Origin of the sequence: Sphingomonas naasensis (assembly GCF_004792695.1) — a bacterium.
In the GTDB taxonomy this organism is placed as follows: Bacteria; Pseudomonadota; Alphaproteobacteria; order Sphingomonadales; family Sphingomonadaceae; genus Sphingomonas; species Sphingomonas naasensis.
This window is the reverse complement of the sequence record NZ_SRXU01000009.1, coordinates 1-22,004: the sequence shown is the minus strand read 5'-3', so window position 1 is coordinate 22,004 and position 22,004 is coordinate 1. Positions and strand designations below refer to the sequence as shown.

The 22,004-nt window shown below is 69.0% G+C and carries 29 protein-coding genes; 15 read left to right on the top strand and 14 right to left on the bottom strand.

Translation table 11 applies throughout. The features are described 5' to 3' along the window. The first annotated feature begins 48 nt into the window (after positions 1-48). Genes E5A74_RS17715 through E5A74_RS17690 form a run of 6 tightly spaced genes read left to right on the top strand, consistent with a single transcriptional unit; the run spans position 49 to position 3,911 of the window. The gene (locus tag E5A74_RS17715) at positions 49-402 is read left to right on the top strand and encodes a hypothetical protein (protein WP_135986967.1); all 354 of its coding nucleotides are present in this window, start codon (positions 49-51) and stop codon (positions 400-402) included. Positions 403-416: 14 nt separating this feature from the next. Continuing rightward, on the top strand, positions 417-1,343 hold the full coding sequence (ribD, locus tag E5A74_RS17710; RefSeq protein ID WP_135987109.1) for a bifunctional diaminohydroxyphosphoribosylaminopyrimidine deaminase/5-amino-6-(5-phosphoribosylamino)uracil reductase RibD: 927 nt from the start codon (positions 417-419) through the stop codon (positions 1,341-1,343). Beyond that, on the top strand, positions 1,343-1,951 hold the full coding sequence (locus tag E5A74_RS17705) for a riboflavin synthase (RefSeq protein WP_135986966.1): 609 nt from the start codon (positions 1,343-1,345) through the stop codon (positions 1,949-1,951). Before ribD ends, E5A74_RS17705 begins: the two co-directional genes overlap by 1 nt. After that, positions 1,938-3,089: a 3,4-dihydroxy-2-butanone-4-phosphate synthase gene (gene ribB / locus E5A74_RS17700; protein ID WP_135986965.1), complete on the top strand. Its 1,152-nt coding sequence runs from the start codon at positions 1,938-1,940 to the stop codon at positions 3,087-3,089. Before E5A74_RS17705 ends, ribB begins: the two co-directional genes overlap by 14 nt. Continuing rightward, positions 3,089-3,508 (top strand): 6,7-dimethyl-8-ribityllumazine synthase, encoded by a 420-nt coding sequence (ribH, locus tag E5A74_RS17695; RefSeq protein ID WP_135986964.1) that lies wholly within the window; start codon positions 3,089-3,091, stop codon positions 3,506-3,508. The genes ribB and ribH overlap by 1 nt, the downstream gene beginning before the upstream one ends. Positions 3,509-3,512: 4 nt before the next feature. Then, positions 3,513-3,911, top strand: coding sequence for a hypothetical protein (locus tag E5A74_RS17690; protein ID WP_135986963.1), 399 nt, complete (start codon positions 3,513-3,515; stop codon positions 3,909-3,911). On the opposite strand, the gene E5A74_RS17685 is transcribed toward E5A74_RS17690, so the two are convergent. Then, positions 3,899-5,008, bottom strand: coding sequence for an alkene reductase (locus E5A74_RS17685; protein ID WP_135986962.1), 1,110 nt, complete (start codon positions 5,006-5,008; stop codon positions 3,899-3,901). The two genes, E5A74_RS17690 and E5A74_RS17685, sit on opposite strands and share 13 nt — an antisense overlap. A 108-nt stretch (positions 5,009-5,116) precedes the next feature. Here E5A74_RS17685 and E5A74_RS17680 point away from each other — a divergent pair, with 108 nt between their 5' ends. Genes E5A74_RS17680 through feoB form a run of 4 tightly spaced genes read left to right on the top strand, consistent with a single transcriptional unit; the run spans position 5,117 to position 8,837 of the window. Then, positions 5,117-5,998: a DMT family transporter gene (locus E5A74_RS17680; RefSeq protein ID WP_240699871.1), complete on the top strand. Its 882-nt coding sequence runs from the start codon at positions 5,117-5,119 to the stop codon at positions 5,996-5,998. Beyond that, positions 5,998-6,654 (top strand): COQ9 family protein, encoded by a 657-nt coding sequence (locus tag E5A74_RS17675; RefSeq protein ID WP_135987108.1) that lies wholly within the window; start codon positions 5,998-6,000, stop codon positions 6,652-6,654. Before E5A74_RS17680 ends, E5A74_RS17675 begins: the two co-directional genes overlap by 1 nt. 57 nt (positions 6,655-6,711) lie before the next feature. Next, a complete protein-coding gene (locus E5A74_RS17670) occupies positions 6,712-6,990 on the top strand; it encodes a FeoA family protein (protein ID WP_135987107.1) in 279 nt (92 codons plus the stop codon). After that, positions 6,987-8,837 carry a ferrous iron transporter B gene (feoB, locus tag E5A74_RS17665; RefSeq protein ID WP_135986960.1) on the top strand — a complete coding sequence of 617 codons (1,851 nt, stop codon included), beginning with the start codon at positions 6,987-6,989 and terminating at the stop codon, positions 8,835-8,837. Before E5A74_RS17670 ends, feoB begins: the two co-directional genes overlap by 4 nt. A gap of 35 nt (positions 8,838-8,872) precedes the next feature. Here feoB and E5A74_RS17660 read toward each other — a convergent pair whose 3' ends face one another. Beyond that, positions 8,873-9,046, bottom strand: coding sequence for a DUF4169 family protein (locus E5A74_RS17660; RefSeq protein WP_135986959.1), 174 nt, complete (start codon positions 9,044-9,046; stop codon positions 8,873-8,875). Positions 9,047-9,088: 42 nt separating this feature from the next. On the opposite strand from E5A74_RS17660, the gene ssb reads away from it, so the two are divergent. Next, positions 9,089-9,646, top strand: coding sequence for a single-stranded DNA-binding protein (gene ssb, locus E5A74_RS17655; protein ID WP_135986958.1), 558 nt, complete (start codon positions 9,089-9,091; stop codon positions 9,644-9,646). A gap of 47 nt (positions 9,647-9,693) precedes the next feature. Beyond that, positions 9,694-10,140: a hypothetical protein gene (locus E5A74_RS17650; RefSeq protein WP_135986957.1), complete on the top strand. Its 447-nt coding sequence runs from the start codon at positions 9,694-9,696 to the stop codon at positions 10,138-10,140. A 149-nt stretch (positions 10,141-10,289) separates the two neighbouring features. On the opposite strand, the gene E5A74_RS17645 is transcribed toward E5A74_RS17650, so the two are convergent. From E5A74_RS17645 to E5A74_RS17615, 7 genes are all read right to left on the bottom strand, one after another. Next, positions 10,290-11,150: a pirin family protein gene (locus E5A74_RS17645; RefSeq protein ID WP_135986956.1), complete on the bottom strand. Its 861-nt coding sequence runs from the start codon at positions 11,148-11,150 to the stop codon at positions 10,290-10,292. Then, positions 11,147-11,767, bottom strand: coding sequence for a methionine biosynthesis protein MetW (gene metW / locus E5A74_RS17640; protein WP_135986955.1), 621 nt, complete (start codon positions 11,765-11,767; stop codon positions 11,147-11,149). Before metW ends, E5A74_RS17645 begins: the two co-directional genes overlap by 4 nt. After that, entirely contained in the window at positions 11,764-12,183 is a 420-nt protein-coding gene (locus E5A74_RS17635) for a GNAT family N-acetyltransferase (protein ID WP_135986954.1), read from the bottom strand. The genes metW and E5A74_RS17635 overlap by 4 nt, the downstream gene beginning before the upstream one ends. Then, positions 12,183-13,304: a homoserine O-acetyltransferase MetX gene (gene metX / locus E5A74_RS17630; protein WP_135986953.1), complete on the bottom strand. Its 1,122-nt coding sequence runs from the start codon at positions 13,302-13,304 to the stop codon at positions 12,183-12,185. The genes E5A74_RS17635 and metX overlap by 1 nt, the downstream gene beginning before the upstream one ends. Positions 13,305-13,369: 65 nt before the next feature. After that, entirely contained in the window at positions 13,370-13,768 is a 399-nt protein-coding gene (locus E5A74_RS17625) for a nuclear transport factor 2 family protein (RefSeq protein WP_135986952.1), read from the bottom strand. Next, positions 13,765-14,598: an AraC family transcriptional regulator gene (locus E5A74_RS17620; protein WP_166745741.1), complete on the bottom strand. Its 834-nt coding sequence runs from the start codon at positions 14,596-14,598 to the stop codon at positions 13,765-13,767. The genes E5A74_RS17625 and E5A74_RS17620 overlap by 4 nt, the downstream gene beginning before the upstream one ends. 94 nt (positions 14,599-14,692) lie before the next feature. After that, a complete protein-coding gene (locus tag E5A74_RS17615) occupies positions 14,693-16,258 on the bottom strand; it encodes a flavin monoamine oxidase family protein (RefSeq protein WP_135986950.1) in 1,566 nt (521 codons plus the stop codon). 66 nt (positions 16,259-16,324) lie between these two features. Here E5A74_RS17615 and hisC point away from each other — a divergent pair, with 66 nt between their 5' ends. Further along, entirely contained in the window at positions 16,325-17,419 is a 1,095-nt protein-coding gene (hisC, locus tag E5A74_RS17610) for a histidinol-phosphate transaminase (protein ID WP_135986949.1), read from the top strand. Beyond that, positions 17,419-18,327, top strand: coding sequence for a prephenate/arogenate dehydrogenase family protein (locus E5A74_RS17605; protein ID WP_135986948.1), 909 nt, complete (start codon positions 17,419-17,421; stop codon positions 18,325-18,327). The genes hisC and E5A74_RS17605 overlap by 1 nt, the downstream gene beginning before the upstream one ends. Before the next feature lie 25 nt (positions 18,328-18,352). Here the strand turns inward: E5A74_RS17605 and E5A74_RS17600 are convergent, their stop codons facing one another. From E5A74_RS17600 to ftsE, 5 genes are all read right to left on the bottom strand, one after another. Continuing rightward, the gene (locus E5A74_RS17600; RefSeq protein ID WP_135986947.1) at positions 18,353-18,682 is read right to left on the bottom strand and encodes a hypothetical protein; all 330 of its coding nucleotides are present in this window, start codon (positions 18,680-18,682) and stop codon (positions 18,353-18,355) included. 62 nt (positions 18,683-18,744) lie between these two features. After that, positions 18,745-19,440 carry a lysophospholipid acyltransferase family protein gene (locus E5A74_RS17595; protein ID WP_135986946.1) on the bottom strand — a complete coding sequence of 232 codons (696 nt, stop codon included), beginning with the start codon at positions 19,438-19,440 and terminating at the stop codon, positions 18,745-18,747. Then, positions 19,440-19,982: a YdcF family protein gene (locus E5A74_RS17590; RefSeq protein ID WP_135986945.1), complete on the bottom strand. Its 543-nt coding sequence runs from the start codon at positions 19,980-19,982 to the stop codon at positions 19,440-19,442. The genes E5A74_RS17595 and E5A74_RS17590 overlap by 1 nt, the downstream gene beginning before the upstream one ends. Beyond that, positions 19,979-20,863, bottom strand: a complete 885-nt coding sequence (locus E5A74_RS17585; RefSeq protein ID WP_135986944.1) for a cell division protein FtsX — start codon at positions 20,861-20,863, stop codon at positions 19,979-19,981. Before E5A74_RS17585 ends, E5A74_RS17590 begins: the two co-directional genes overlap by 4 nt. Further along, positions 20,860-21,561 carry a cell division ATP-binding protein FtsE gene (gene ftsE / locus E5A74_RS17580; RefSeq protein ID WP_135986943.1) on the bottom strand — a complete coding sequence of 234 codons (702 nt, stop codon included), beginning with the start codon at positions 21,559-21,561 and terminating at the stop codon, positions 20,860-20,862. Before ftsE ends, E5A74_RS17585 begins: the two co-directional genes overlap by 4 nt. Positions 21,562-21,714: 153 nt before the next feature. On the opposite strand from ftsE, the gene E5A74_RS17575 reads away from it, so the two are divergent. Beyond that, on the top strand, positions 21,715-22,004 hold a 290-nt coding region (locus tag E5A74_RS17575; RefSeq protein ID WP_420822506.1), incomplete at its 3' end, for an MJ0042-type zinc finger domain-containing protein.

Sequence of the window (22,004 nt, the reverse complement as noted above, 5' to 3'; positions counted from 1 at the left end):
GCGCGGGGGTTTGCCCTGGAGCCCCCGCGCCCTTATCTTCACGGTCAAATGACCTTTCTCAAACGATTCTCGCCGGTCGTCGCCTATCGCGATCTGCGCTTCTTCCTCGCCACCCGAAAGCGGTACGAGCTGTGGTTCATGGTGCTCGCGCTCGCCGCGACGGCTTCGATCCTCTTCGTGTTCTTCAAGGATTCGTCGATGGGAACGGCGAGGCCGTATGAACGCAACATCATCTATGTCGAGCAATGGCCGATCACGCGCACCGACGCGCAGATCAAGGCGCAGCAGAAGATCGACCAGGCCAAGCGCAACATTCAGAGGGCCGAGCTCGAGAAGCAGCGCCAGGCCAAGCAGGACGAGTTCAAGAAGGTCGATACTTGGCTGACCGATCACGGCTTGTGAGCGATTCGCGCTGGATGGGCGCGGCGCTCGGCCTGTCGGAGCGTACCCGCGGCAGGACCGCACCCAATCCCAATGTCGGCGCCATTCTCGTCCGTGACGGCATCGTCGTAGGCCGCGGCTGGACCCAGTCCGGCGGGCGGCCGCATGCCGAAGCGATGGCGTTGGCGCAGGCCGGCGCGAAGTCGCGCGGCGCGACTTGCTACGTCACGCTCGAGCCCTGCGCGCATGTCTCGCCGCGCGGCCCCGCCTGCGCCGACCTGCTCGCCGAAGCGGGCGTTGCGCGGGTGGCGATCGCGCTCGGCGATCCCGATCCGCGCACCAACGGGCAAGGCGTCGCGACGCTTCGCGCGGCAGGGATCGACGTCGTGGAAGGCCTCGCCGAGTCGCAGGCGCGTGCGGCGATGGCAGGATTCCTGACGCGGCAAGCCAAAGGCCGCCCCTTCGTCACGCTCAAGCTCGCGACCTCGCTCGACGGCCGCATCGCGCTTCCCTCCGGCGAGAGCCGCTGGATCACCGGACCCGAGGCGCGCGCGCACGCTCACGTCGAACGCGCCCGGCACGAGGCGATTCTGGTCGGGCGCGGCACATGGGAGAGCGATCGGCCCGGTCTCGACGTGCGGCTCCCCGGACTCGAGTCGCGCTCCCCGCGTCGCCTCGTCCTCTCGGCCGACGGCGATATCGCGCATCCCGCCGATATCGCAAAGCTCGAGGCTGTCGATCATGTCCTCGTCGAAGGCGGCGCGGAAACCGCCGCCGCCTTCCTCCGCGAAAATCTGGTCGATCGGCTGCTTCTCTATCGCGCGCCCATCCTGATCGGCGCCGGCAAGTCGGCGCTCGGCGATATCGGCCTTGCCGATCTCGCTTCGGCACATGGCCGCTGGCGGCTCGCCGACACGCGGATGCTTGGCAGCGACCGCCTCGAAGTCTACGCGAGCTTCTGATGTTCACCGGGATAGTCACCGATATCGGCACGGTCGTTGCCGCGGGCCAGCAGGGCGACCTGCGCGTCGAGATATCCACCAGCTACGACGTCGACACGATCGACCTCGGCGCGTCGATCTCCTGCTCGGGCGTGTGCCTGACGGTGGTCGACAAGGCGCCGGGCCGCGTCGCCTTCGACGTCTCGGCCGAAACCGTGTCGCGCACCGCTTCGGGCATGTGGGGCGCGGGCGCGCGCCTCAACCTCGAACGCGCCTTGCGGCTCGGCGACGAGCTTGGCGGGCATATCGTCACTGGCCATGTCGACGGGATCGGCACCGTCGCCGAATGGCGCGAGGAAGGCGGCTCGCACCGCCTCGTCGTCGCCGCGGGCAAGGAGCTGGCACCCTATGTCGCGGCCAAGGGCTCGATCACCGTCGACGGGGTGTCGCTTACCGTCAATGCGGTCGAGGACACCACCGCAGGCGTGAATCTGCACCTCAACATCATTCCCCACACCGCTGCCGTCACTACATTCGGGGCATTGCAACCCGGGCAGGCGGTCAATCTCGAGATCGACGTGCTTGCCCGTTATCTCCAGCGCATGGAGGCGCTCCGTGGCAAAGCCTGAGCAGTCCGAAAGTCCCCTGGCCCGTCTTAAGCACGGCTTCCTATCCTCGCCCGAGGAATTGATCGACGAGGCGCGTAACGGCCGGATGTTCATCCTCGTCGACGACGAGGACCGCGAGAATGAAGGCGATCTCGTCATCCCCGCCCAGATGGCGACCCCCGACGCGATCAACTTCATGGCAAAGTTCGGCCGGGGGCTGATCTGTCTCGCGATGACCAAGGACCGCGTCGACCAGCTCGGGCTCGACCTGATGTCGCGCAACAACGGCACGCGCCACGAGACCGCGTTCACGGTGTCGATCGAGGCGCGCGAAGGCGTCACCACCGGCATCTCGGCCGCCGACCGCGCGCGCACCATCTCGGTGGCGATCGATGCGTCGAAGGACCGCAGCGCGATCGTCACCCCCGGCCATGTCTTCCCGCTCGTCGCGCGCGACGGCGGCGTGCTCGTCCGCACCGGCCATACCGAGGCCGCGGTCGATGTCGCGCGGCTCGCCGGGCTCAATCCGTCGGGCGTGATCTGCGAGATCATGAAGGACGACGGGACGATGGCGCGGATGGACGATCTCGTGTCGTTCGCGCAGTTCCACAATCTCAAGATCGGCACGATCCGCGATCTGATCGCCTATCGCCGCCGCCACGACCATCTCGTCGAGAAGCGCGCCGAGGCGAAGTTCACCAGCGACTGGGGCGGCGAATGGACCGCGCTCACTTTCTGGAACAAGGCGAGCGAGAGCGAGCAGGTCGCCCTCGTCAAAGGCAAGATCGACCCGTCGAAGCCCACTTTGGTGCGCATGCACGCGCTCTCGCCGTTCAGCGACATCTTCGGTGAGGGCGGCGCGCGCGGCGGGCTGCTCCGGCGCTCGATGGAGATCATCGGCGAAGAGGGCGCGGGCGTGGTCGTGGTGATCAACAAGCCGCGCCCCGATCAGTTCAGCGTCGCGCTCGAGGCCAAGGCCGGCACGCTCGCACCCAGGGACATGGAAGAGCTGCGCGACTATGGCGTGGGCGCGACGATCCTGACCGAGCTCGGCGTGCAGGACATGGTTCTGCTCACCAACACCCACCACACGCTCATCGGGCTCGACGGCTATGGCCTGTCGATCGTCGGCGAGCGCGCAATCGATACGGAAAACTGATGGCCCGCGTCCTCATCGTCGAAGCCCGTTTCTACGCGCATCTCAACGACATGCTGCTCGATGGCGCGCGCACCGCGCTGCAGGAGGCGGGGCATGACTATGAGATCGTCACCGTCCCCGGCGCGCTCGAGGTGCCCGGCGCGGTGGCGCTCGCGGTCGAGACCGGCCAGTACGACGCCTATGTCGCGCTCGGCGTGGTGATCCGCGGCGAGACCTGGCATTTCGAGATCGTCGCGGGCGAAAGCGCGCGCGGGCTGATGGCGCTGGCGCTCGACGGGGTGCCGATCGGCAACGGCATTCTCACGGTCGAGAACGAGGCGCAGGCGCTGGTCCGCGCCGATCCGGCGCAAAAGGACAAGGGCGGCGAGGCGGCCCAGGCGGCGCTGGCGATGCTGGCGCTCAAGGCGAAGTTCGGCTGATCCGATGCGCCCGCCGCCCTCCCGCTACAAGGTGGTGGAGCGCGGGCGCCGGCTCGAAGTGATCGACACGCGGACCGGCGCGCCGGTGGTGCGCGCGCCAGCGCCGTCGTCGCCTTCGCGCAAGCAAAGCGGTGCCGGGATCGACTCGGACGTCCTCGTCACCCGGCGCTGGTATGACGACAAGGCCCCGCGCGCGATCCGGATCAACTATGCCACCCGCGCCCGGTTGCTCAATCTGCGCTGGGGGATCGCGATCGCGGTGGCGATGCTCGTCGGGCTGAGCTTCCTGTTCTGGCCGCTCGCGGTGTTCCTCGTCGTCGCGCTGGTCGCCGGCCCGAAGCTGCGCGCGCAGCTCCGGGCCGGCAGCACAAGCTGGCTCGACGGGCTCGATCAGGCCGCCTGACCCGCTTCCCAGCGCGGATAGTCGGTATAGCCCTCGGCCCCGCCGATGTAGAACAGCTCCTCGCGCTGCGGATTGAGCGGCAGCTTCTCCGCCAGCCGCTCGGGCAGGTCCGGATTGGCGAGGAAGGTGCGGCCGAACGCGATCGCATCGGCCTCGCCCGCGTCGAGCGCCGCCTGTGCGTCGTCGGCGTGATAATCGGCGTTGAGCGCGAGCGGGCCGCTGAACACTTTCCGCATCACCGGATGCACCGGCGGATGATCGGGCAGCCCGCGCGTCCCGCCCGGCCGCGGCTCGCGCATCTCGAGAAAGCCGATGCCGATATCGTCGAGCGCCGCCGCGGCGGCCTCGAACAGCGCGTGCGGATTGCTGTCGTTGACGCCCTGCACCTCGCCATTGGGCGAAAGCCGCACCCCGGTGCGATCGCCGCCGACGGTGTCGACCACGCGCTGGGTCACTTCGCGGAGCAGCCGCACGCGATTGTCGATCGACCCGCCATAGCCGTCGTCGCGGAAGTTCGAATTGTCGCGCAGGAACTGGTCGATCAGATAGCCATTGGCGGCATGGATCTGCACCCCGTCGAAGCCCGCGCGGAGCGCATTGGCCGCGGCGCGGGCATAATCGTCGAGGATGCCGGGGATCTCGTCGGTGCGCAGGGGCCGCGCCTCGGTATAGGGCCGCTTGATCTCGCCGCTCGCCTCGGCGGGATAGGTGCGCACGGTGCCCGGCGCGGTGGTCGCCGACGACGATACCGGGGGCTCGCCGCCGAGAAAGTCCGAATGGACCAGCCGGCCCATGTGCCAGAGCTGCGCGGCGATCCGGCCGCCGGCTTCGTGCACCGCGGCGACCACCGGCTTCCACGCCTCGACCTGTTCGTCGCTCCACAGCCCGGGCGCATAGGCCCAGCCGAGCCCCTGCTGGCTGATCCCGGTGGCTTCGGAGAGGATCAGCCCCGCGCCCGCGCGCTGGCGATAATATTCGGCCATGATCGGCGTCGGCACATGGTCGCGGGTGGCACGGCCGCGAGTCAGCGGCGCCATCAGAATGCGGTTGGGTGCGCGGATCGCGCCGAGCTGGATCGGATCGAACAGGCTGGGCATGGGGGAAGAAACCCTTTGTTGTGGTCCGCGCCAGATAGGGCGCTACAGGGCGCTATGCAGGAAGCCCTTGCCCCAAGGAAAACTACCCGCGTCGATAGCCACGCCACGATGGCGCTCGCCGCGCTGGTGATCGCGAATGTCGCGCTCGCCTTCGGCCCGCTGTTCGTCCGCGTCGCGGACGTCGGGCCGGTCGCGGCGGGGTTCTGGCGGATCGCGCTGGCGACGCCGATGCTGCTCGGCACCGCGATGGCGATGGGCGATCGGCCGTTCGGCGCGTCGCGCGGGCTATGGGGCGTGCTCGCGCTGGCGGGGGTCGCGTTCGCCGCCGATCTGGCGAGCTGGCACGTCGGCATCGGCTACACCACGCTCGCCAATTCGACCTTGTTCGGCAATTGCGCGGTGCTGATCTTCCCGATCTACGGCTTCGTCGCCGCGCGGATGTGGCCGTCGCGCATGCAGGCGCTCGCGCTCGCGCTGGCGGCGGTCGGCGCGGCGCTGCTGATGGGGCGTTCGGCGAGCCTGTCGACCCGCAACCTCGCCGGCGACCTGTTCTGCCTGCTCGCCGGGGTGCTCTATGCGCTCTACTTCATCCTGATGACGCGGGTGCGCGCGCGGCTCGCCCCGGTCCCGGCGCTGGCGCTCTCCTCGCTCGCCTCGATCCCGCCGCTGCTCCTGCTCGCCTTGGGTCTGGGCGAGCAGATCTGGCCGCACAGCTGGTGGCCGCTGCTCGCGATGGCGGTGGTGAGCCAGCTGATCGGGCAGGGCTGCATGATCTATGCGTTGGGGCACCTCACGCCGCTCGTCATCGGCATCGGCTTGCTGATCCAGCCGATCGTCGGCGCGGCACTCGGCTGGGTGGTGTTCGACGAGCGGCTGGCCGCGGCCGATGCGGTCGGCGCGGTCTTCGTCGCGCTCGCGCTGGTGCTGGTCCGCGGCGGCGGCAAGCCGGAGCGGGTTGCGTCCCCCGACGGGGAGCCTAAATCGGCATGATGGATCTCGCAGACGCCACGCTCGACGAACTGCGCGACGCGCTCGCCCCCGCGGTCGCCGCGAATGCCGCGTTCGATGGCTGGAACGAGTCCGCGCTGATCGTCGCCGCCGATGCGCGCGGCGTCGATCACGACGTCGCCCGGCTTGCCTTCAAGGGCGGCGCTATGACGATGATCGATGCGTGGTTCGCCAGCGTCGACCGCGACATGACCGCGCGCTTCACGCCCGAGCAGCTCGCCGCAATGAAGATTCGCGCGCGGATCACCGCGCTGGTCGAGGCCCGGCTCGATATCCTCGCCGGCAATCGCGAGGCGCTGCGCCGCGCCGCGGCGATCCTCGCCATGCCGCAGAACGCAGTGCGCGCCGCGAAGCTCGGCTGGCGCTCCGCCGATGTCATGTGGCGCCTCGCCGGCGACACCGCGACCGACTATAATCACTACACCAAGCGTGGCCTGCTCGGCTCGATCTATGCCGCGACGATCGCGGTGTTCCTCCAGGACGAAAGCGAGGGCCATGCCGATACCCGCGCGTTCCTCGGCCGCCGGATCGAGGGCATCATGAAGTTCGAGAAGGCCAAGGCCGGCTTTCTCGCCCGTACGTCGCACCGCCCCAGCCTGTCGCGCTTCATCGGGCGGCTGCGCTACCCGGTGGTTTGACGCTTCCGCATAACCCCTACTAGCGCCCGCGCCCGGTTATTGATAATGACTCGCAGCATGAACGTCGCCGCTGCGATTCCCCAGCCCGTCCGGCTTGCCCAATTGCCTCGTCATAAGCCCGGCACGGTCGCGGCCGTCGACTGGAACCTGCTCTCCGAGCCCGAAGGTCGTCGCCTGCGCGAGCTCGGGCTCGACGAGGGCGTCGAGGTCGAGATGCTCCACCGCGCGGGCCTGCTCGGCCGCGGTCCCGTCGCCTGCCGGATCGGCCGCATGACCGTGGCGCTGCGCCGCCATGTCGCCGCCGCGATTCACGTTTCGCCGAAACCCGGTCGATGAACCAGGCCCCGCTGGTTGCGTTGGTCGGCAACCCCAATGCCGGCAAGAGCGCGCTGTTCAACGCGCTGACCGGCGCGCGCCAGAAGGTCGGCAACTATCCCGGCGTCACCGTCGAGCGTCACGCCGGGCGGATGGCGCTGCCCGATGGCCGCCCGGTCGAGCTGCTCGATCTGCCCGGCGCCTACAGCCTCGATCCCTCCTCGCCCGACGAGCAGGTGACGCGCGACGTGCTCGTCGGCCGCCAGACGGGCGAGCGGCTGCCCGATGCGATCATCACCGTGGTCGATGCGTCGAACCTTGACAATCATCTCCGCTTCACGCTCCAGCTGATCGCGCTGGGTTTGCCGATCGTCGTCGCGCTCAACATGGTCGATCTTGCCGAGCGCGACGGGCTCAAGCTCGATCCCGAGGCGCTCGAGCGCGAGCTCGGCGTGCCCGTGGTGTCCACCGTCGCGGTGCGCAAGCGCGGGCTCGACGCGCTCAAGGATCGGCTCGGCGAGGTGGTGCGGGGCATCCATAGCGTGCGTCCGGGCGCCGGCGTCCAGCACGACATCGTCGTGCTCCAGCGCCGCGCCCGCCAGATCGCCACCGCGGTCACCGTGTCGGAGACCGCGGCGCGCCGCTGGACGCACCGGCTCGACGCGGTCGTGCTCCATCCGGTCGCCGGACCGATCCTGCTGCTCGCGCTGATGTTCGTGATGTTCCAGTCGGTCTTCGCCTGGGCCGAGGCGCCGATGGGCTGGATCGAGACCGGCATGGCGTGGCTGTCGGACAGCGTCGCCGGCGCGCTGCCCGCCGGCTTCCTGCGCGATTTCCTCGTGCAGGGGCTGATCGCCGGTGTCGGCGCGGTCGTCGTCTTCCTGCCGCAGATCCTGATCCTGTTCGCCTTCATCCTCGTGCTCGAGGCGACGGGCTATATGGTCCGCGCCGCGATGCTGATGGACCGGGTGATGGCGAGTGTCGGGCTGTCCGGTCGCGCCTTCATTCCCTTGCTGTCCAGCTTCGCCTGCGCCGTCCCCGGAATCATGGCGACGCGCACGATCGCCGACGAGAAGGACCGGCTCACCACGATCCTGATCGCGCCGCTGATGACCTGCTCGGCGCGGCTGCCGGTCTACACGATCATCATCGGCGCGCTGATCCCCGAGCGCAGTCTGGTGCCGGGGATCGGCCTGCAGGGCTTCGTGCTGTTCGCGCTCTACATCCTCGGCATCGTCGGCGCCTTTTGCGCGGCGTTGGTGCTCCGCCGCACCGTCACCAGGGGCGCGACCTCGGGCTTCATGATGGAGATGCCCAAATATCAGCTGCCGCGCCTGCGCGACGTCGCGCTCGGGCTGTGGCAACGCGCCGAGATCTTCCTCAAGCGCGCCGGCACCACCATTGCCGCCACGGTGGCGATCCTCTGGCTGCTCGCCACCTTCCCGCAGGCGCCTGCCGGGATGAAGCAGAGCGAATATTCGATCGCCGGCCGAATCGCGAGCGGGATCGAGGTCGTGGTCAAGCCGATCGGCTTCAATCACGACATCGCGCTGGCGCTGCTCCCCGCAATGGCGGCGCGCGAGGCGGCGGTGGCGGCGATCGGCACGGTCTATGCGGTCGACAATCCCGAGGACGCGCAGGGCGAGGCGACGATCACCGAGAATCTGCGCAACCGCTGGACGCTGCCCACCGCGCTTGCCTTTCTGATGTGGTTCGTCTTCGCCCCGCAATGCATCTCGACGATCGCGGTGGCGCGGCGCGAGACCAATGGCTGGCGCTGGCCCGCCTTCATGATCGGCTATCTGTTCGTGCTCGCCTATGTCGCGGCGGGAATCACCTATTGGAGCGCCGTGGCGCTGGGGCTTTAAAATCCTCCCTCGCGCAGCGGGGGAGGATCTTTTGATCAGTCCCGCTTCGAATCGTCGAGCAGGCGATCCAGTTTCGCCGTCTCGGCCGCATCGGCCTGCTTCTCCGCCTTCGTGCGTCCAAAGCGCACGCGATTTTCCTGTGCACGAACCGTCTTGCCGGCGCGCGCGCGGGCCTTCCTCGCCTTGTTCAGGTTGATGATATCGGCCATATCGTCCTGGATATTTCCTACAGGTTTGAAAGCGGAGTTTCCATGGCCGGCAGCGTCAACAAGGTCATTCTGGTCGGCAATCTCGGCCGCGACCCGGAATCGCGCTCGTTCCAGAATGGCGGCAAGGTGGTCGAGCTGCGCATCGCCACGTCGGAGAGCTGGAAGGACCGCAATTCGGGCGAGCGCAAGGAAAAGACCGAGTGGCACACCGTCAAGGTGTTCAACGAAGGCCTCGCCAACGTCGCCGAGCGCTTTCTGCGCAAGGGCAGCAAGGTCTATATCGAAGGTGCGCTGACCACCCGCAAATGGCAGGATCAGCAGGGCAATGACCGCTATTCGACCGAGATTGTCCTCCAGGGCTTCAACTCGGTGTTGACCATGCTCGACGGCGCGCCGGGCCAGGGCGGCGGCGCGGGCCGCAGCAGCGGCGGCGGCGAGGATTGGGGCGCCGGCGGCGACGAATTCTCGGGCCAGTCGTCGAGTCGGGGCGGTAGCGGCGGCGGCAACTTCAACAGCGGCGGCCAGCGCAGCGGCGGTGGCGCCAGCGGCGGTTTCGGCGGTGGCTTCCCGGACGATCTCGACGACGACGTGCCGTTCTGAGCAACCCGCGCGGCGGCGCATCGTTGAACCTCCAAAAGGGAGTTCCGATGCGCCATCTCGTCCTGACGATTGCTTTTCTCGCCGGCGCCTGTGGCGACGGAGTCTCGACCGAGACGACACGCGATCCCACCGGCCAGAATGTCGCCGCCGCGGCGGCCGAGGGCAAGCCCGCGGCGATCACCGCCGCGGCCGATTGCTCGAACAAGCCCGATTTCGTGCCGGTCTATGACGACGCGCGGGTCACCACTTGCGTGTCGAGCGCCGATGGCCAGCCGCGCCATGTCAGCGGCTCGATCGTCTATTGGGTGCGGGAAGCGCCTGCCAAGGTGCTCGGCTGGTCGCGCGAGCAGGCCAATGCCTCGGGCCTCGGCCAGCGCCTGTCGACCCCGACCAGCTATTCCGCGGGCGAGCAATCGAAGCGCAGTCTGATGATCGTCGTCGAGCCGATGAACGGCGGCACCCGCGCCACGGTCAACTGGGGCAGCGGAGTCTAGTTTTTGATCCTCCCTCGCGCAGCGGGGTAGGTGGCGCCGAAGGCGACGGAGGGGGCCTTTCCCCAAGTGACATCGCCGGTGGAGAGCCCCACTCCACCAGCTTCGCATGGTCCCCCTCCCCCGCTTCGCGAGGGAGGATTTGGGTTGAGCTACCCCTCGACGATCTCCGCGATCCCGAACTTGCCCGCCTGGTAATCGGCGAACGCCTGCCGGATCTCCTCGATGCTGTTCATCACGAACGGCCCGTGCGCGACGATCGGCTCGTCGATCGGTGCGGAATGGCCGAACAGGAACAGCGCGGGTTCGGCGGTCGTGATCGTCACTGTCTCGCCGTCGCTCAATTGCGCGAGATGGAATTGCGGTACCTGCCGACGGGCGACTTCGATATTCCCGCGCGCCGCGTAGAGGAAGACGTCGCGCCCGGTAAGGCCCTCGAAGGTCACGGCCGCGTCCGGCTGTGCCGCGACCCAGCAGAGCATCGTGCCGGTCAGCGATTCGACCGGGCCTTGCCGGCCCTGCCATGTGCCGGCGATCAGATTCACCGTCGCGCCGTCCGCCGCGATCGCCGGAATCCCCTCGCCCTGCAGCCCGATATAGCGCGGCGCGGTCATCTTGAGCCGCGCGGGCAGGTTGAGCCACAGCTGGAGGATTTCCATCGGCCCGCCGTCGCGCTTGAAGCCCGCCGGCGAGACCTCGGAATGGACGATCCCGCGCCCCGCGGTCATCCACTGCATCCCGTCCGCGCGGATCACGCTCTCGTGCCCCGCCGAATCGGTATGCGCGAGTTCGCCTTCGAGGATGAAGGTGACCGTCTCGAAGCCGCGATGGGGGTGCGGGCCGAACGGCAGACCGCGATTGTCTGGCGGATAGGTCTGCGGGCCGTGATGGTTGAGGAACAGGAACGCCCCCACATGGTCGACGCCCGGCCCGGGCAGCGGCCGCCGGGTGACGAGATCGCCGATATCGTCGCGATACGCCGGATGGACCGACAGGATCGTGCGCGCGCTCATCGATCCTTCCGCAACAGGAACACCGCATGCTCGGCGAAGACGTTGGCGAAGGCCGAGCCGGTGCGCTGGTCGCCCGACAGGAACCAGCTTTCCTCGACATGGATCCCCCGCGCCTTCACCAGCGCGCGGAAATCGTCGACGGTGACATGGTGGATGTTGGGCGTCGCGTACCACGCCACCGGCAGCAGCCGAGTCACCGGCATCCGTCCGCCGAACAGCAGCGACGCACGCACCCGCCAATGCGCGAAATTGGGGAAGGAGACGAAGGCCCGACGTCCGATCCGCAGCAGCTGGTCGAGCACCTCGTCGGGCCGCCGCGTCGTCTGCAGCGTCTGGCTGAGGATGGCGTAGTCGAAGCTGTCGTCGGGATAGTCGACGAGGTCGGTATCGGCGTCGCCCTGCACCACCGACAATCCGCGCGCCATCGCCGCGGCGACGTCCGCCGGATCGAGCTCGAGCCCGCGCGCGTCGCAGCCGCGCTGGTCGCGCAGCGCCGCCATAAGCGCGCCATCGCCGCAGCCGACATCGAGGACGCGTGTCACCGGCTGGACGTTGCGCGCGATGATCGCGAGGTCGGGGCGCAACGCCGGGGGCGTATCACTCGAATGGGCACTCATCGCGTGTAGATATCCGGAATGTCGCGGACCATCAGCCGATCGGGATGCGGATAGGCCTCCCAGCCGAGCCGCGCATAGAGCGGCTGCATGTCGCGGGTGAACAGCGCCCAGCGCCGCAGCCCCTGCAGCTCGGGATGCGCGTCGAGCGCCTCGAGCATCGCCCGCGCGACGCCCTGCCCGCGATGGCTTTCGAGGACGAACACATCGGCGAGATAGGCGAAGGTCGCGCGATCGGTGATCAGCCGGGCGAATCCGATCTGCGCCGCGCCGTCGAACGCGCCGACGCAAAGGCTGTTGGCGACCGCCTTCTCGACGGTGGCGCGCGGGATCCCCTCGGCCCAGTAGGAGCGGCTGAGATAACCGTGGATCACCTCGATCTGCTGCTCGGCGCGGTCGAAGGACAGCCGGGTCGCCATCAGCGCTCCCCCGCGCCGAGAAAGCCGGTGATCACCCGATCAAGCTCGGGGCTTTCGAGCAGGAACGCGTCGTGCCCGAAGGGGGACTTCAGCTCGACGAAGCTCACCGGCGCCCCCGCGGCGTTGAGCGCATGGACGATTGTCCGCGATTCGCTGGTCGGATAGAGCCAGTCGGTGTCGAAGCTGACGAGGCAGAAGCGCGTGTCGCCACGCTTGAACGCATTGGCGAGCGTGCCGCCATGCTCCTCGGCGAGATCGAAATAGTCGAGCGCGCGGGTGATGTAGAGATACGAGTTGGCGTCGAACCGGTCGACGAAGCTCAGCCCCTGGTGCCGGAGATAGCTCTCGACCTGGAAATCGGCGTCGAACCCGAAGGTCTTGGCGTCCCGGCTCTGCAGCTTGCGCCCGAATTTGGCGGTGAGCCCGGCCTCGGAGAGATAGGTGATGTGCGCCGCCATCCGCGCCACCGCCAGCCCCGAGGATGGGGGATCGTTGTCGGCATAATAGTCGCCGCCGCGCCAGCGATGATCGGCCATGATCGCCTGCCGCCCGACTTCGTGAAAGGCGATGTTCTGGGCGGAGTGCCGCGCCGCGCTGGCGATCACCACCGCCGATGCCACGCGCTCGGGAAAGGTCGCCGCCCAGCTCAGCGCCTGCATCCCGCCCATCGATCCGCCGACCGCCGCGAACAGCTTCGCGATGCCGAGATGGTCGAGCAGCATCGCCTGCGCGCGCACCATGTCGCGGATGGTGATCACCGGAAACGCCATTGCCCAGAGCTTGCCGGTCGCGGGATTGACGCTGGCCGGCCCCGACGAGCCGAGACACGAGCCCAGCACATTGACGCAGATCACGAAATAGCGGTCGGTGTCGATTGGCTTGCCCGGCCCCACCATCCGCGCCCACCAGCCCGGCTTGCCGGTCACCGGATGCTCGGACGCGACATGATGGTCGCCGGTCAGCGCGTGGCAGACGAGGATCGCATTGCCGGCATCGGGGGCGAGATCGCCATAGGTCTCATAGGCGATGTCGACCGGCGACAGCAGCACGCCGCCGTCGAGCCGGAGCGGCCCGGGGAGCGTGGCGGTGCGGCTCAGGCCAAAACGCGCGTCGTCGAGCATGGGGACCGGTTAGGGGGTGCGAAGCGGGGAGGCAATAACGCGTCGCGCTTCGATGCACTCCGGCGTCAGGGCTGGCAGGGCCGCCCGCCGGTATCGAATAGCGTATCGTCCTCGACGATCAGCCCCGCGCGGACGCGGAGCATCGTCTGGATCGGCAGGCGCATCCCCGCCTTGCGGCTGACCGCGGTGAAGCGGACCGCGACACGGTCGCCTTCCGCAACCATCTGCGCCACCTCATCGCGGATGTCGGGAAATTCGGCGAACAGCGCGCGGTAGGTGCGCTCGACGTCCGCGCGTCCCCGCGGGTGGCAGAAATCGGAGGAGGTCAGCCGCACATCCGCCGCGTATAGCTTCGCCATCGCCGCCGCGTCGTGGCGGTTGAACGCGTCGAACATCGCCGCCACCACCGCAAGCGGCGCCGGCTCGGGGGCGCCGGTCAGCGCCAGCGCCAGTGCGAGGATCATCGTCCACCCTCCGGATCGAGCCGCAACAGGATGTCCGTGCGCAGCTGCGCCGCCGGCACTTCCTCGGGATCATCGAGGAAATGGTGGAACAACGGCATGTCGGCCGGCATCCGGTCGCCGGCCAGAAGCCAGTCGATCAGCCGCTGATCGGCATCTTCGAGCGCGTCATAGCTGCCGATATGGCGCAGCACCGCAAATTCGCCCGCGTCGAACGCCAGACGCCGCAGCGGTGCCGGCGGCCTACCGGGATCGGCGAGCGCGAGACAGGCGTCGAAGCGCAACCGGTCCTCGGGGACGCTGAGCGGATCGTCGAGCGGGATGCCGTAAATGCCCTGCAGGCCGTCGAGCCGCCCTTCGCTCTCGGCCCAGTTCCACAATTGCCAGAACAGCGCGTTGAGTTCGCGATAGGCGCCGCCGTCCTGCCGGAGCGCGACCAATTGCCCCTCCGCGCGCCATTCGATCCGGACGGGCACGCCCTCACGAGCGGCGACGTTGATCGGGTCCGCGCCGCGCGACACGAACTGAGTCGGCGTCAGCCCGGTGACGCGGCGAAAGGCGCGCGCGAAGCTCTGCGGGGTGCCGAAGCCGCCATCCATCGCCACCGCGGTGACCGTCGCTCCGCCCGCCGCGAGACGCTCCTGCGATGCCGCGATCCGCAGCCGCGCGATCGTCTGGCCGAGCGGCTCGCCGGTCATCGCCCGCCAGATGCGGTGGAAATGGAACGGCGAGATATGGGCGGCGGCGGCGAGCTCCGCGAGCCCGGGCGGGTCGTCGAGGCGCGACGCCAGCAAGTTCAGCGCGCGCTCCATCCGCGCGATCCAGCGATCCATGTCCGCGTCCCCTTCCAGTCCCGGTCCGCGGAGCATAGCCATTCGCGGCGTGGGCGCGGTCCCGATCTTGCGGAATTGCCGGCCCGGAGACCGCCTAGGCCGCGCGCTCGAGGCGGCGCCTGCCGCTGATCGCCTCGGCGACGACCCGCCCGGTCTCCGCCCCGCCGTTCATATAGCCGGGATAGGCCTCGGACAGATGCTCGCCGGCGAAGAAGATCCGTCCCGCCGAGGGCACATGCCGTTCGGCGAGATCATCCGAATCGACGCAGAGCAGCCGGGCGAAGCGCGTCACCTGGCCGGGGCGGAAATTGACATAGGCGCCGAGCGTTAGCGCCTGCGCATGCCAGTTGGTCCGCGCGAACGGTCCCGCCGCCGCCTCGAGCCCGGGAATCGCCGGCGCCGCGCTGGCGGCATAGCGCGCGGACGACGCCGAGGGCGCCTCGGCCGCGGTCCGCGTCACTTCGTCGCCGCCGAGGAACCATGTCCAGACCGGCGCGACCACGTCGCCGGCGCGGTGGACGCTGCCGTCCCAGCCGAGCGCCCAGCCGGCCTCGGCTTTGGTCTGCCAGAGTTCGCCGCCCACCCCCATCGCCGGCTTCCATGGCGTGGTCGCGGTCGCGGCCTGCACCTTTTCGTTATGCCCCAGCGCCATCTCGGCGATGAAGGCGCGCCACACCGGCGGCAACGGCACCCGCCAGTCGATCTGGCGAAGCAACGGCGCGGGCACCGCGACGATCACCGTCTCGGCCGCCTCGATCGAGCCGTCGTGAAAGCCGAGCCGCACGCCACCGTGCGCCGATTCGACGCGCGCCAGTCGTTTCCCGGTGGTGATGCGGTCGGCATAATGTGCGGTCATCGCCTCGATCAGGCTCGAGCTGCCGCCCTCCATCACGAAGCGCTCGTCGGATTCGCCGAGCACTTCGATGCGGTGGCCCTTCACCGTCGGCAGGTTGAACACCAGCTCGACCGCCGAGGCATGCTCGGGCTCGACGCCATATTCGGTGCGGCTGGTCGCCTCCAGCAGTTCGCGGATCCAAGGTTTGCCGATCAGGCCGCGATGCTTGTCGAGATAGCCGGCGATCGACATCCGGTCGATCTCGGCGGCGACGCGGTCGAAATCCTTGTCGAGCCGCGCCGAATCCCGGTCGATCTGCGCCGCGATCGGGCGCAGCGCCTCGGCGAGCTCGGCTTCGCCGAGCAGCCGGCCGTCGCCGAGGATCAGCGTCCGGTGCGGCTCGGCCTTGCGGTCGACCAGCTTCACCCCGAAGCGCGCGCAGAGCTTGTGCATGTCGTCATGGTCGGTGTTGACCAGCTGCCCGCCCACTTCGAACCACGGGCCGTTCGCCGGCCGATGGGTGAACATCCGCCCGCCGGTGCGGCTGCGCCCTTCATAGACATGCGCGTCGATTCCCGCCTCGCGGAGATGGTGGAGCGCGCTCAGCCCGGCGATGCCGCCGCCGACGATCGCCACCCGTCCGCCGGCAAAGGCGTGCGCCGGGCGCGGCAGCGCCGATGCCATCCCCGCCGCGGCGATGCCCTTGATCAGCGCGCGTCGCGTCGGTCCCGGCGCGCCCGGGATTGGCATGGCTTCGCCCGCCGCCGCGGCGTTGCGCGCCCGCGCCACCGCCAGAGCCCGCCACACGGTGTTGCTTCCCCGCATCGCCCCCTCCTGTCTTGCCCAAGCGGAGCTTGCCATTACCGGGCCATTCCGCCAAGCCGCGCGACCATGACTGCACCCGTTCCCAATCGCTGGGTCATGGAGATCGCCCCCTATGTGCCGGGGCGGTCGACCACCGATTCCGGTGCCAAGGCCGTGAAGCTCTCCTCGAACGAGAACCCGTTCGGCACCCCGCAGGTCGCGCGCGACGCCTTCGCCGCCGCCGCGGCGCAGCTCGAGCGCTATCCCGACGCCAGCGCCGCCGCGCTGCGCGAAGCGATCGGGGCGCATTACGATCTCGATCCGGCGCGGATCATCTACGGCACCGGCTCGGACGAAGTGCTGCACCTCGCCGCCGGCGCCTATGCCGGGGTCGGCGACGAAGTCATCTATGTCCGCTATGGCTTTGCGGTCTACGACATCGCCGCCCGCCGCGTCGGCGCCACTCCGGTGATCGCGCCCGACAAGGATTACGCCACGGATGTCGATGCGATCCTCGCCTGCGTCACCGATCGCACCAAGCTGATCTTCATCGCCAATCCGAACAATCCGACCGGCACCTACACGCCGCGCGCCGAGATCGCCCGGCTGCACGCCGCGCTGCCCGAGCATGTGCTCCTCGTGCTCGACCAGGCCTATACCGAATATCTCGATCCCGAGGACGATGACGGCGGGCTCGATCTGGCGCGCACGACGAAGAACGTGCTGGTCACGCGCACCTTCTCGAAGATTTTCGGGCTCGCCTCGGAGCGGGTCGGCTGGGGCTATGGCGCGCCCGAGATGATCGACGCGATGCATCGCATCCGCGCGCCGTTCAACTTCAGCACCGCCGCGCAAAAGGCGGCGGTGGCGGCGCTCGGCGATCATGCGTTCGTCGCGCGCAGCTACACGCACAATCGCGAATGGCGCGCCTGGTTCGCCGGCCAGATCGAGGCGATGGGCAACAAGGGGCTGCGCGCGGTTCCGTCCAAGGCCAATTTCCAGCTCGTCCTGTTCGAAGGCGATGTCAGCGCCGAGGCAGCGTACAAGGCGCTGATGGCGCAGGGCTATATCGTTCGCTGGCTGCCCGGGCAGGGGCTACCGCACGGGCTGCGCATCACCATCGGCACCGAAGACGAGATCCAGGGCGTCGCGGCGGCGATCCGCGCGATCGTGGGCGCCTGATGCTGCCCTTCGCGCGCGTGACCGTCATCGGGCTCGGGCTGATCGGCTCGTCGATCGCGCGCGCGGTGCGCCAGCACATGCCGAGCGTGCGCGTCACCGGGTACGACCGGGATCCGGCGGTGCGCGAGACCGCGGTGCGGATCGATCTGTGCGACGACATCGCCGACACCGCCGGCACCGCGGTGATCGATGCCGATCTGGTCGTGCTCTGCGTCCCCGTCGGCGCGATGGGGCAGGCGGCGGCCGAGATCGCCGCCGATCTCCCCGCCGATGCGATCGTCAGCGATGTCGGCTCGTGCAAGGAAAGCGTGATCGAGGCGGTCCGCGGCGCGCTGCCCAACGCGGCCTTCGTCCCCGCGCATCCGGTGGCGGGGACCGAGAATAGCGGCCCCGAGGCGGGCTTCGCCTCGCTCTTCCATCATCGCTGGTGCATCGTCACCCCGCCCGAGGGAACCGACGCGCTCGCAATCGAGCGGGTCCTCGAATTCTGGCGGCGGCTCGGCGCCGAGGTCGAGACGATGGAGCCGGCGCACCACGATCGCGTGCTCGCGGTCACCAGCCATTTGCCGCACCTCATCGCCTATACGATCGTCGGCACCGCGTCGGACATGGAGGAAGTCACCAGCTCCGAAGTGATCAAATATTCGGCCGGTGGCTTCCGCGATTTCACCCGCATCGCCGCCTCGGACCCGACGATGTGGCGCGACGTGTTCCTCGCCAATCGCGAGGCGGTGCTCGACATGCTCCAGCGCTTCTCCGAGGATCTCACCGCGCTCCAGCGCGCGATCCGCTGGGGCAAGGGCGACGAATTGTTCGAGCTGTTCAGCCGCACCCGCGCGGTGCGCCGCTCGATCATCGATTCGGGTCAGGACGATGCCCGTCCTGATTTCGGCCGCGCGCACGACTAGACGGCTATGGGGGAATGCGGAAAGGTCAGTCGCGCACCACGCGATATTCCGAAACGCGCCCATCCGAGCCCATCCGGAGAACGAGCCACTCTGAATCGATGCTCATAAAACCGCGCTCGGGACCGAGCCAGTACACGAAGTCCCAATCGCGAAAATACGGTCCTCCGTCCGGCGGGCCCAGCAACTCGAGCACCTGCGGTCGGATCAATCCATCGAGTTGGCCGCTTTCGACAAGCTGGTCGACCATCGTCAGGCGAACGTGATTATCCGACGTCGCCACTTGCCGCCACGCCGCAGCGTCGAAGGGCCGCGCTGGCGAATAGCCACCGGAGAAAGCGTATTCGAGCAGCGCCACGGCGCAGAGGGCGAGCAGGCCGAGGCCAGACAGGGAACCCCATGATCGGGCGGAGCCCTTCACTACGCCTGCATGTTCGCGTTGAGTGCGTTGATCTCGCGGTGGACGCGGGCCTCGACTTCCTCGCGCTTGAGCCCCGCGGGGATCGGCGCGCCGAACCGGAACGTCACCACGCCGGATTGCATCGGCCCGTGCTTGGGCCACACGCGTGCGGTGTCGAGCGCGACCGGCACCGCCGGCAGCCCGACCGCGCGATAGAGCCCGGCCAGCCCCGCCTGCACCGGTGGCGCCTCGCCCATCTCGGACCTCGTCCCTTCGGGGAACAGGATCACCGACCGGCCTTCCTCGCCTGCGGCCCTGGCCTCGCGCATCATCTGGCGGAGCGCGTTGGCAGAGCCGCTGCGGTCGATGATGATGACGCCATAGCGTCGCGCCGCCCAGCCCCACACCGGAATTCGCGCGAACTCCTGGCGCATCACCACGGTCGGCGCACCGAGCATGCGGACCAGCTCGAACGTCTCGAAGAACGACTGGTGCTTCGCGGCATAGAGCGCGGGCGTGGCGAGCGGGGCGCCCTCCACGCGTACTCGGATCCCCATCAGGTAGCGCGCGCACCACGCATGAAAGCGCGTCCAGAATACCACCCAGCCGCGAAAGGCACGCTGGCCGAACAGCGCCACCACCGGCGCGATCAGCACGATCGGCACCGAAAGCCCGAAAAAGACGGTTCGGAACAGCAGCGTGCGCAACGCCGTCATCAGCCCGCGCCCACCCACAGCGCAATCCGGCGGACCAGATATTTGTGATATTCGCGGAACAGCACGCGCCAGCCCGGGCTGCCGGCGCCGCTGCGCACCGCATCGCCGATCACTTCGGCATCGCCGCCGAGCGCGCTGGCCAGTTCCATCCGCGCCCGCGGCATGTGCCAGTCGGTGGTCACCAGCCGCACCGATTTGAAGCCATGCTCGCGCACCCATTTGGCGGTCTCGTCGGCGTTCGAGCGCGTGTCGACCGCCTGCCAGCCCAGATCGATGCAGCACGCCATCAGCCGCCGGTCTATGCGGAACTGCACCGCGAGCTCGACCGGGCGGACATCGGGGTCGACGCCGCTCACCAGCATCCGCCTGGCATCGCCGGCACGGAGCACCGCGAGCCCGCGGTCGATCCGCCCGCCGCCGCCGGTGAGCACGACGATCGCGTCGGTCTTGCGGTTGTCGAGCGGCTTGCCGAGCGACAGCAGGAAGAAGGCGAAGCCGAGCGCCCAGGCGACGAGCAACAACAGGCAGATGCGCCAGATCATAGCCGCTTCCCCAGGGTGCGCAGCACCGCGATCCGCGCGGCGAGCGTCGCCAGCAGCGCGAAGGCGAGCGGCAGGAGCAGCAGCAGGAACCAGTCGCGTTGCTGGAGCGCGACTCCGCCGAGCATCTCCGATCCGACCGCGCTCAGCCGGCCCTGCAGGAACCAGACGAGCAGCAGCGCCGCCGCGGTGCCGGCGAGTCCGCCGAGCAGCGTGTCGAAGGCGATGCGCCGCTGGAACAGCCGGGCGATCTGGAGGTCGGTGGAGCCGAGCATGTGGAGCACATCGATCGTGTCGCGATGCGTGTCCAGTCCCGCGCGCGCGACGAGCAGCACCACCGCCGCGGTGGCGCCGGCAATCAGCAGCATCAGCGCGACCGCGAGCCAGCTCATCGTCGCCATGAAGCCGCGCACCGGTGAGAGCCATTGGGCGTGCCGGTCGACCCGCGCGCCCGGCGCGATCCGCCGGGCCGCCGCCTCGATCGCGGCGATGTCGGCGCCCGGCGCCTCGACGTCGATCATCGCCGGCATCGGCAGCTCGGGATCGAGTCCGGCATCGCCGAGCCACGGCTTGAGCAGCTCGGCGAGATGCGCGCGATCGACCTCGCGGACCTGCGTCACCCCGCGGACCTTGCCGAGCGCCGCCACCATCGCGCCGGCCTGGCCGTCGCGCAGGCTCGCGATCGGCTCGACGATCTGCACGGTGAGCCGTCCCGAAAGCTCGCGGTCGAGCTGCGCGGTGGCTGCGAACATGCCCAGCCCCAGCGCGCCGGCGAGCACGGTGAGGAACAGCATGATCGCCATGATCCACGTCATCGCGCGCGTCGGCGTGCCCTCGTCGAGCAGCCGGCGTTCGGGCGCATGGGGGTGCAGTCCGAGGATCATGACTGGCCCGGCGGGTTGCGCAGCGCCCCGGTCGGATCGCTCAGCCGGCCATGCTCGAGCCGCATCAGCTGGGCGCTCTGGATGCGCTGGAGCAAATGAAGGTCGTGGGTCGCCATCACCACGGTGGTGCCGAGCCGGTTGAGCGATTCGAACAGATAGAGCAGGCGCTCGGCCATTTCGGGATCGACGTTGCCGGTCGGCTCGTCGGCGACGAGCAGTTCGGGGCGGGCGATGACCGCGCGGGCGATCGCGATGCGCTGCTGTTCGCCGCCCGACAGCGTCGGCGGCCGATCGCGGCCGCGATCGGTGAGGCCGACCCAGGCGAGCATCTCGCGCACCGGCGCCGCGATGTCGCTCTCCTGCACCCCGGCGACGCGCAGCGGCAGCGCGATATTGTCATAGGCCGAGAGATGCGGGACCAGCCGGAAGTCCTGGAAGACGACGCCGATGCGGCGGCGGAAGCCGGGCAGGCGTTGGCGCGGCAGCGCGCCGGCATCCTCGCCGAACAGCCGGATCACCCCGCGGGTCGGCCGCTGGGCGAGGTAGAGCAGCTTGAGCAACGACGTCTTGCCCGCGCCCGAGGGGCCGGTCAGGAAATAGAAGGATCCGCTCTTGAGCGTGAAGCTGACGTCCGAGAGCGTCTCGGAACCCGTGCCATAGCGCAAGCCGACATTCTCGAACTGAACGATATTGGCCATTCGCCGGCGCCGGCCGCTCCTTGCATCGCGATGGCCTCGCATCGCACAGCCGGCCGCCCGGCTCAAGCGATGGCGGCGTGGCGTCAGCGAGACTCTTGTGGGGCCGATTCGTTACAGCTAGAATCGCCACGCTCGGTCAGTGGGCAATACCGGGTGGGTGGGACGCTTCAGATGATCCTCGAATGTAGTCAGTGCCGTACGCGGTACCTCGTTCCGGACAGCGCGATCGGGCAGGAAGGCCGGACCGTGCGATGCGCGAGCTGCAAGCACAGCTGGTATCAGGCGCCCGCCGTCCTCGATCTCACCACCCGCGCCGCGGCAGCCACGGACCGGTCCGCACCGGCTCCCGCGCCCCAACCCCGGCCTGCTCCCGTGGCGACACCCACAGCGCCCGCAGCGGCGCGCAGCACGGCGCTCGAGGCGCCGCGCGCCGCCGCCCCCGC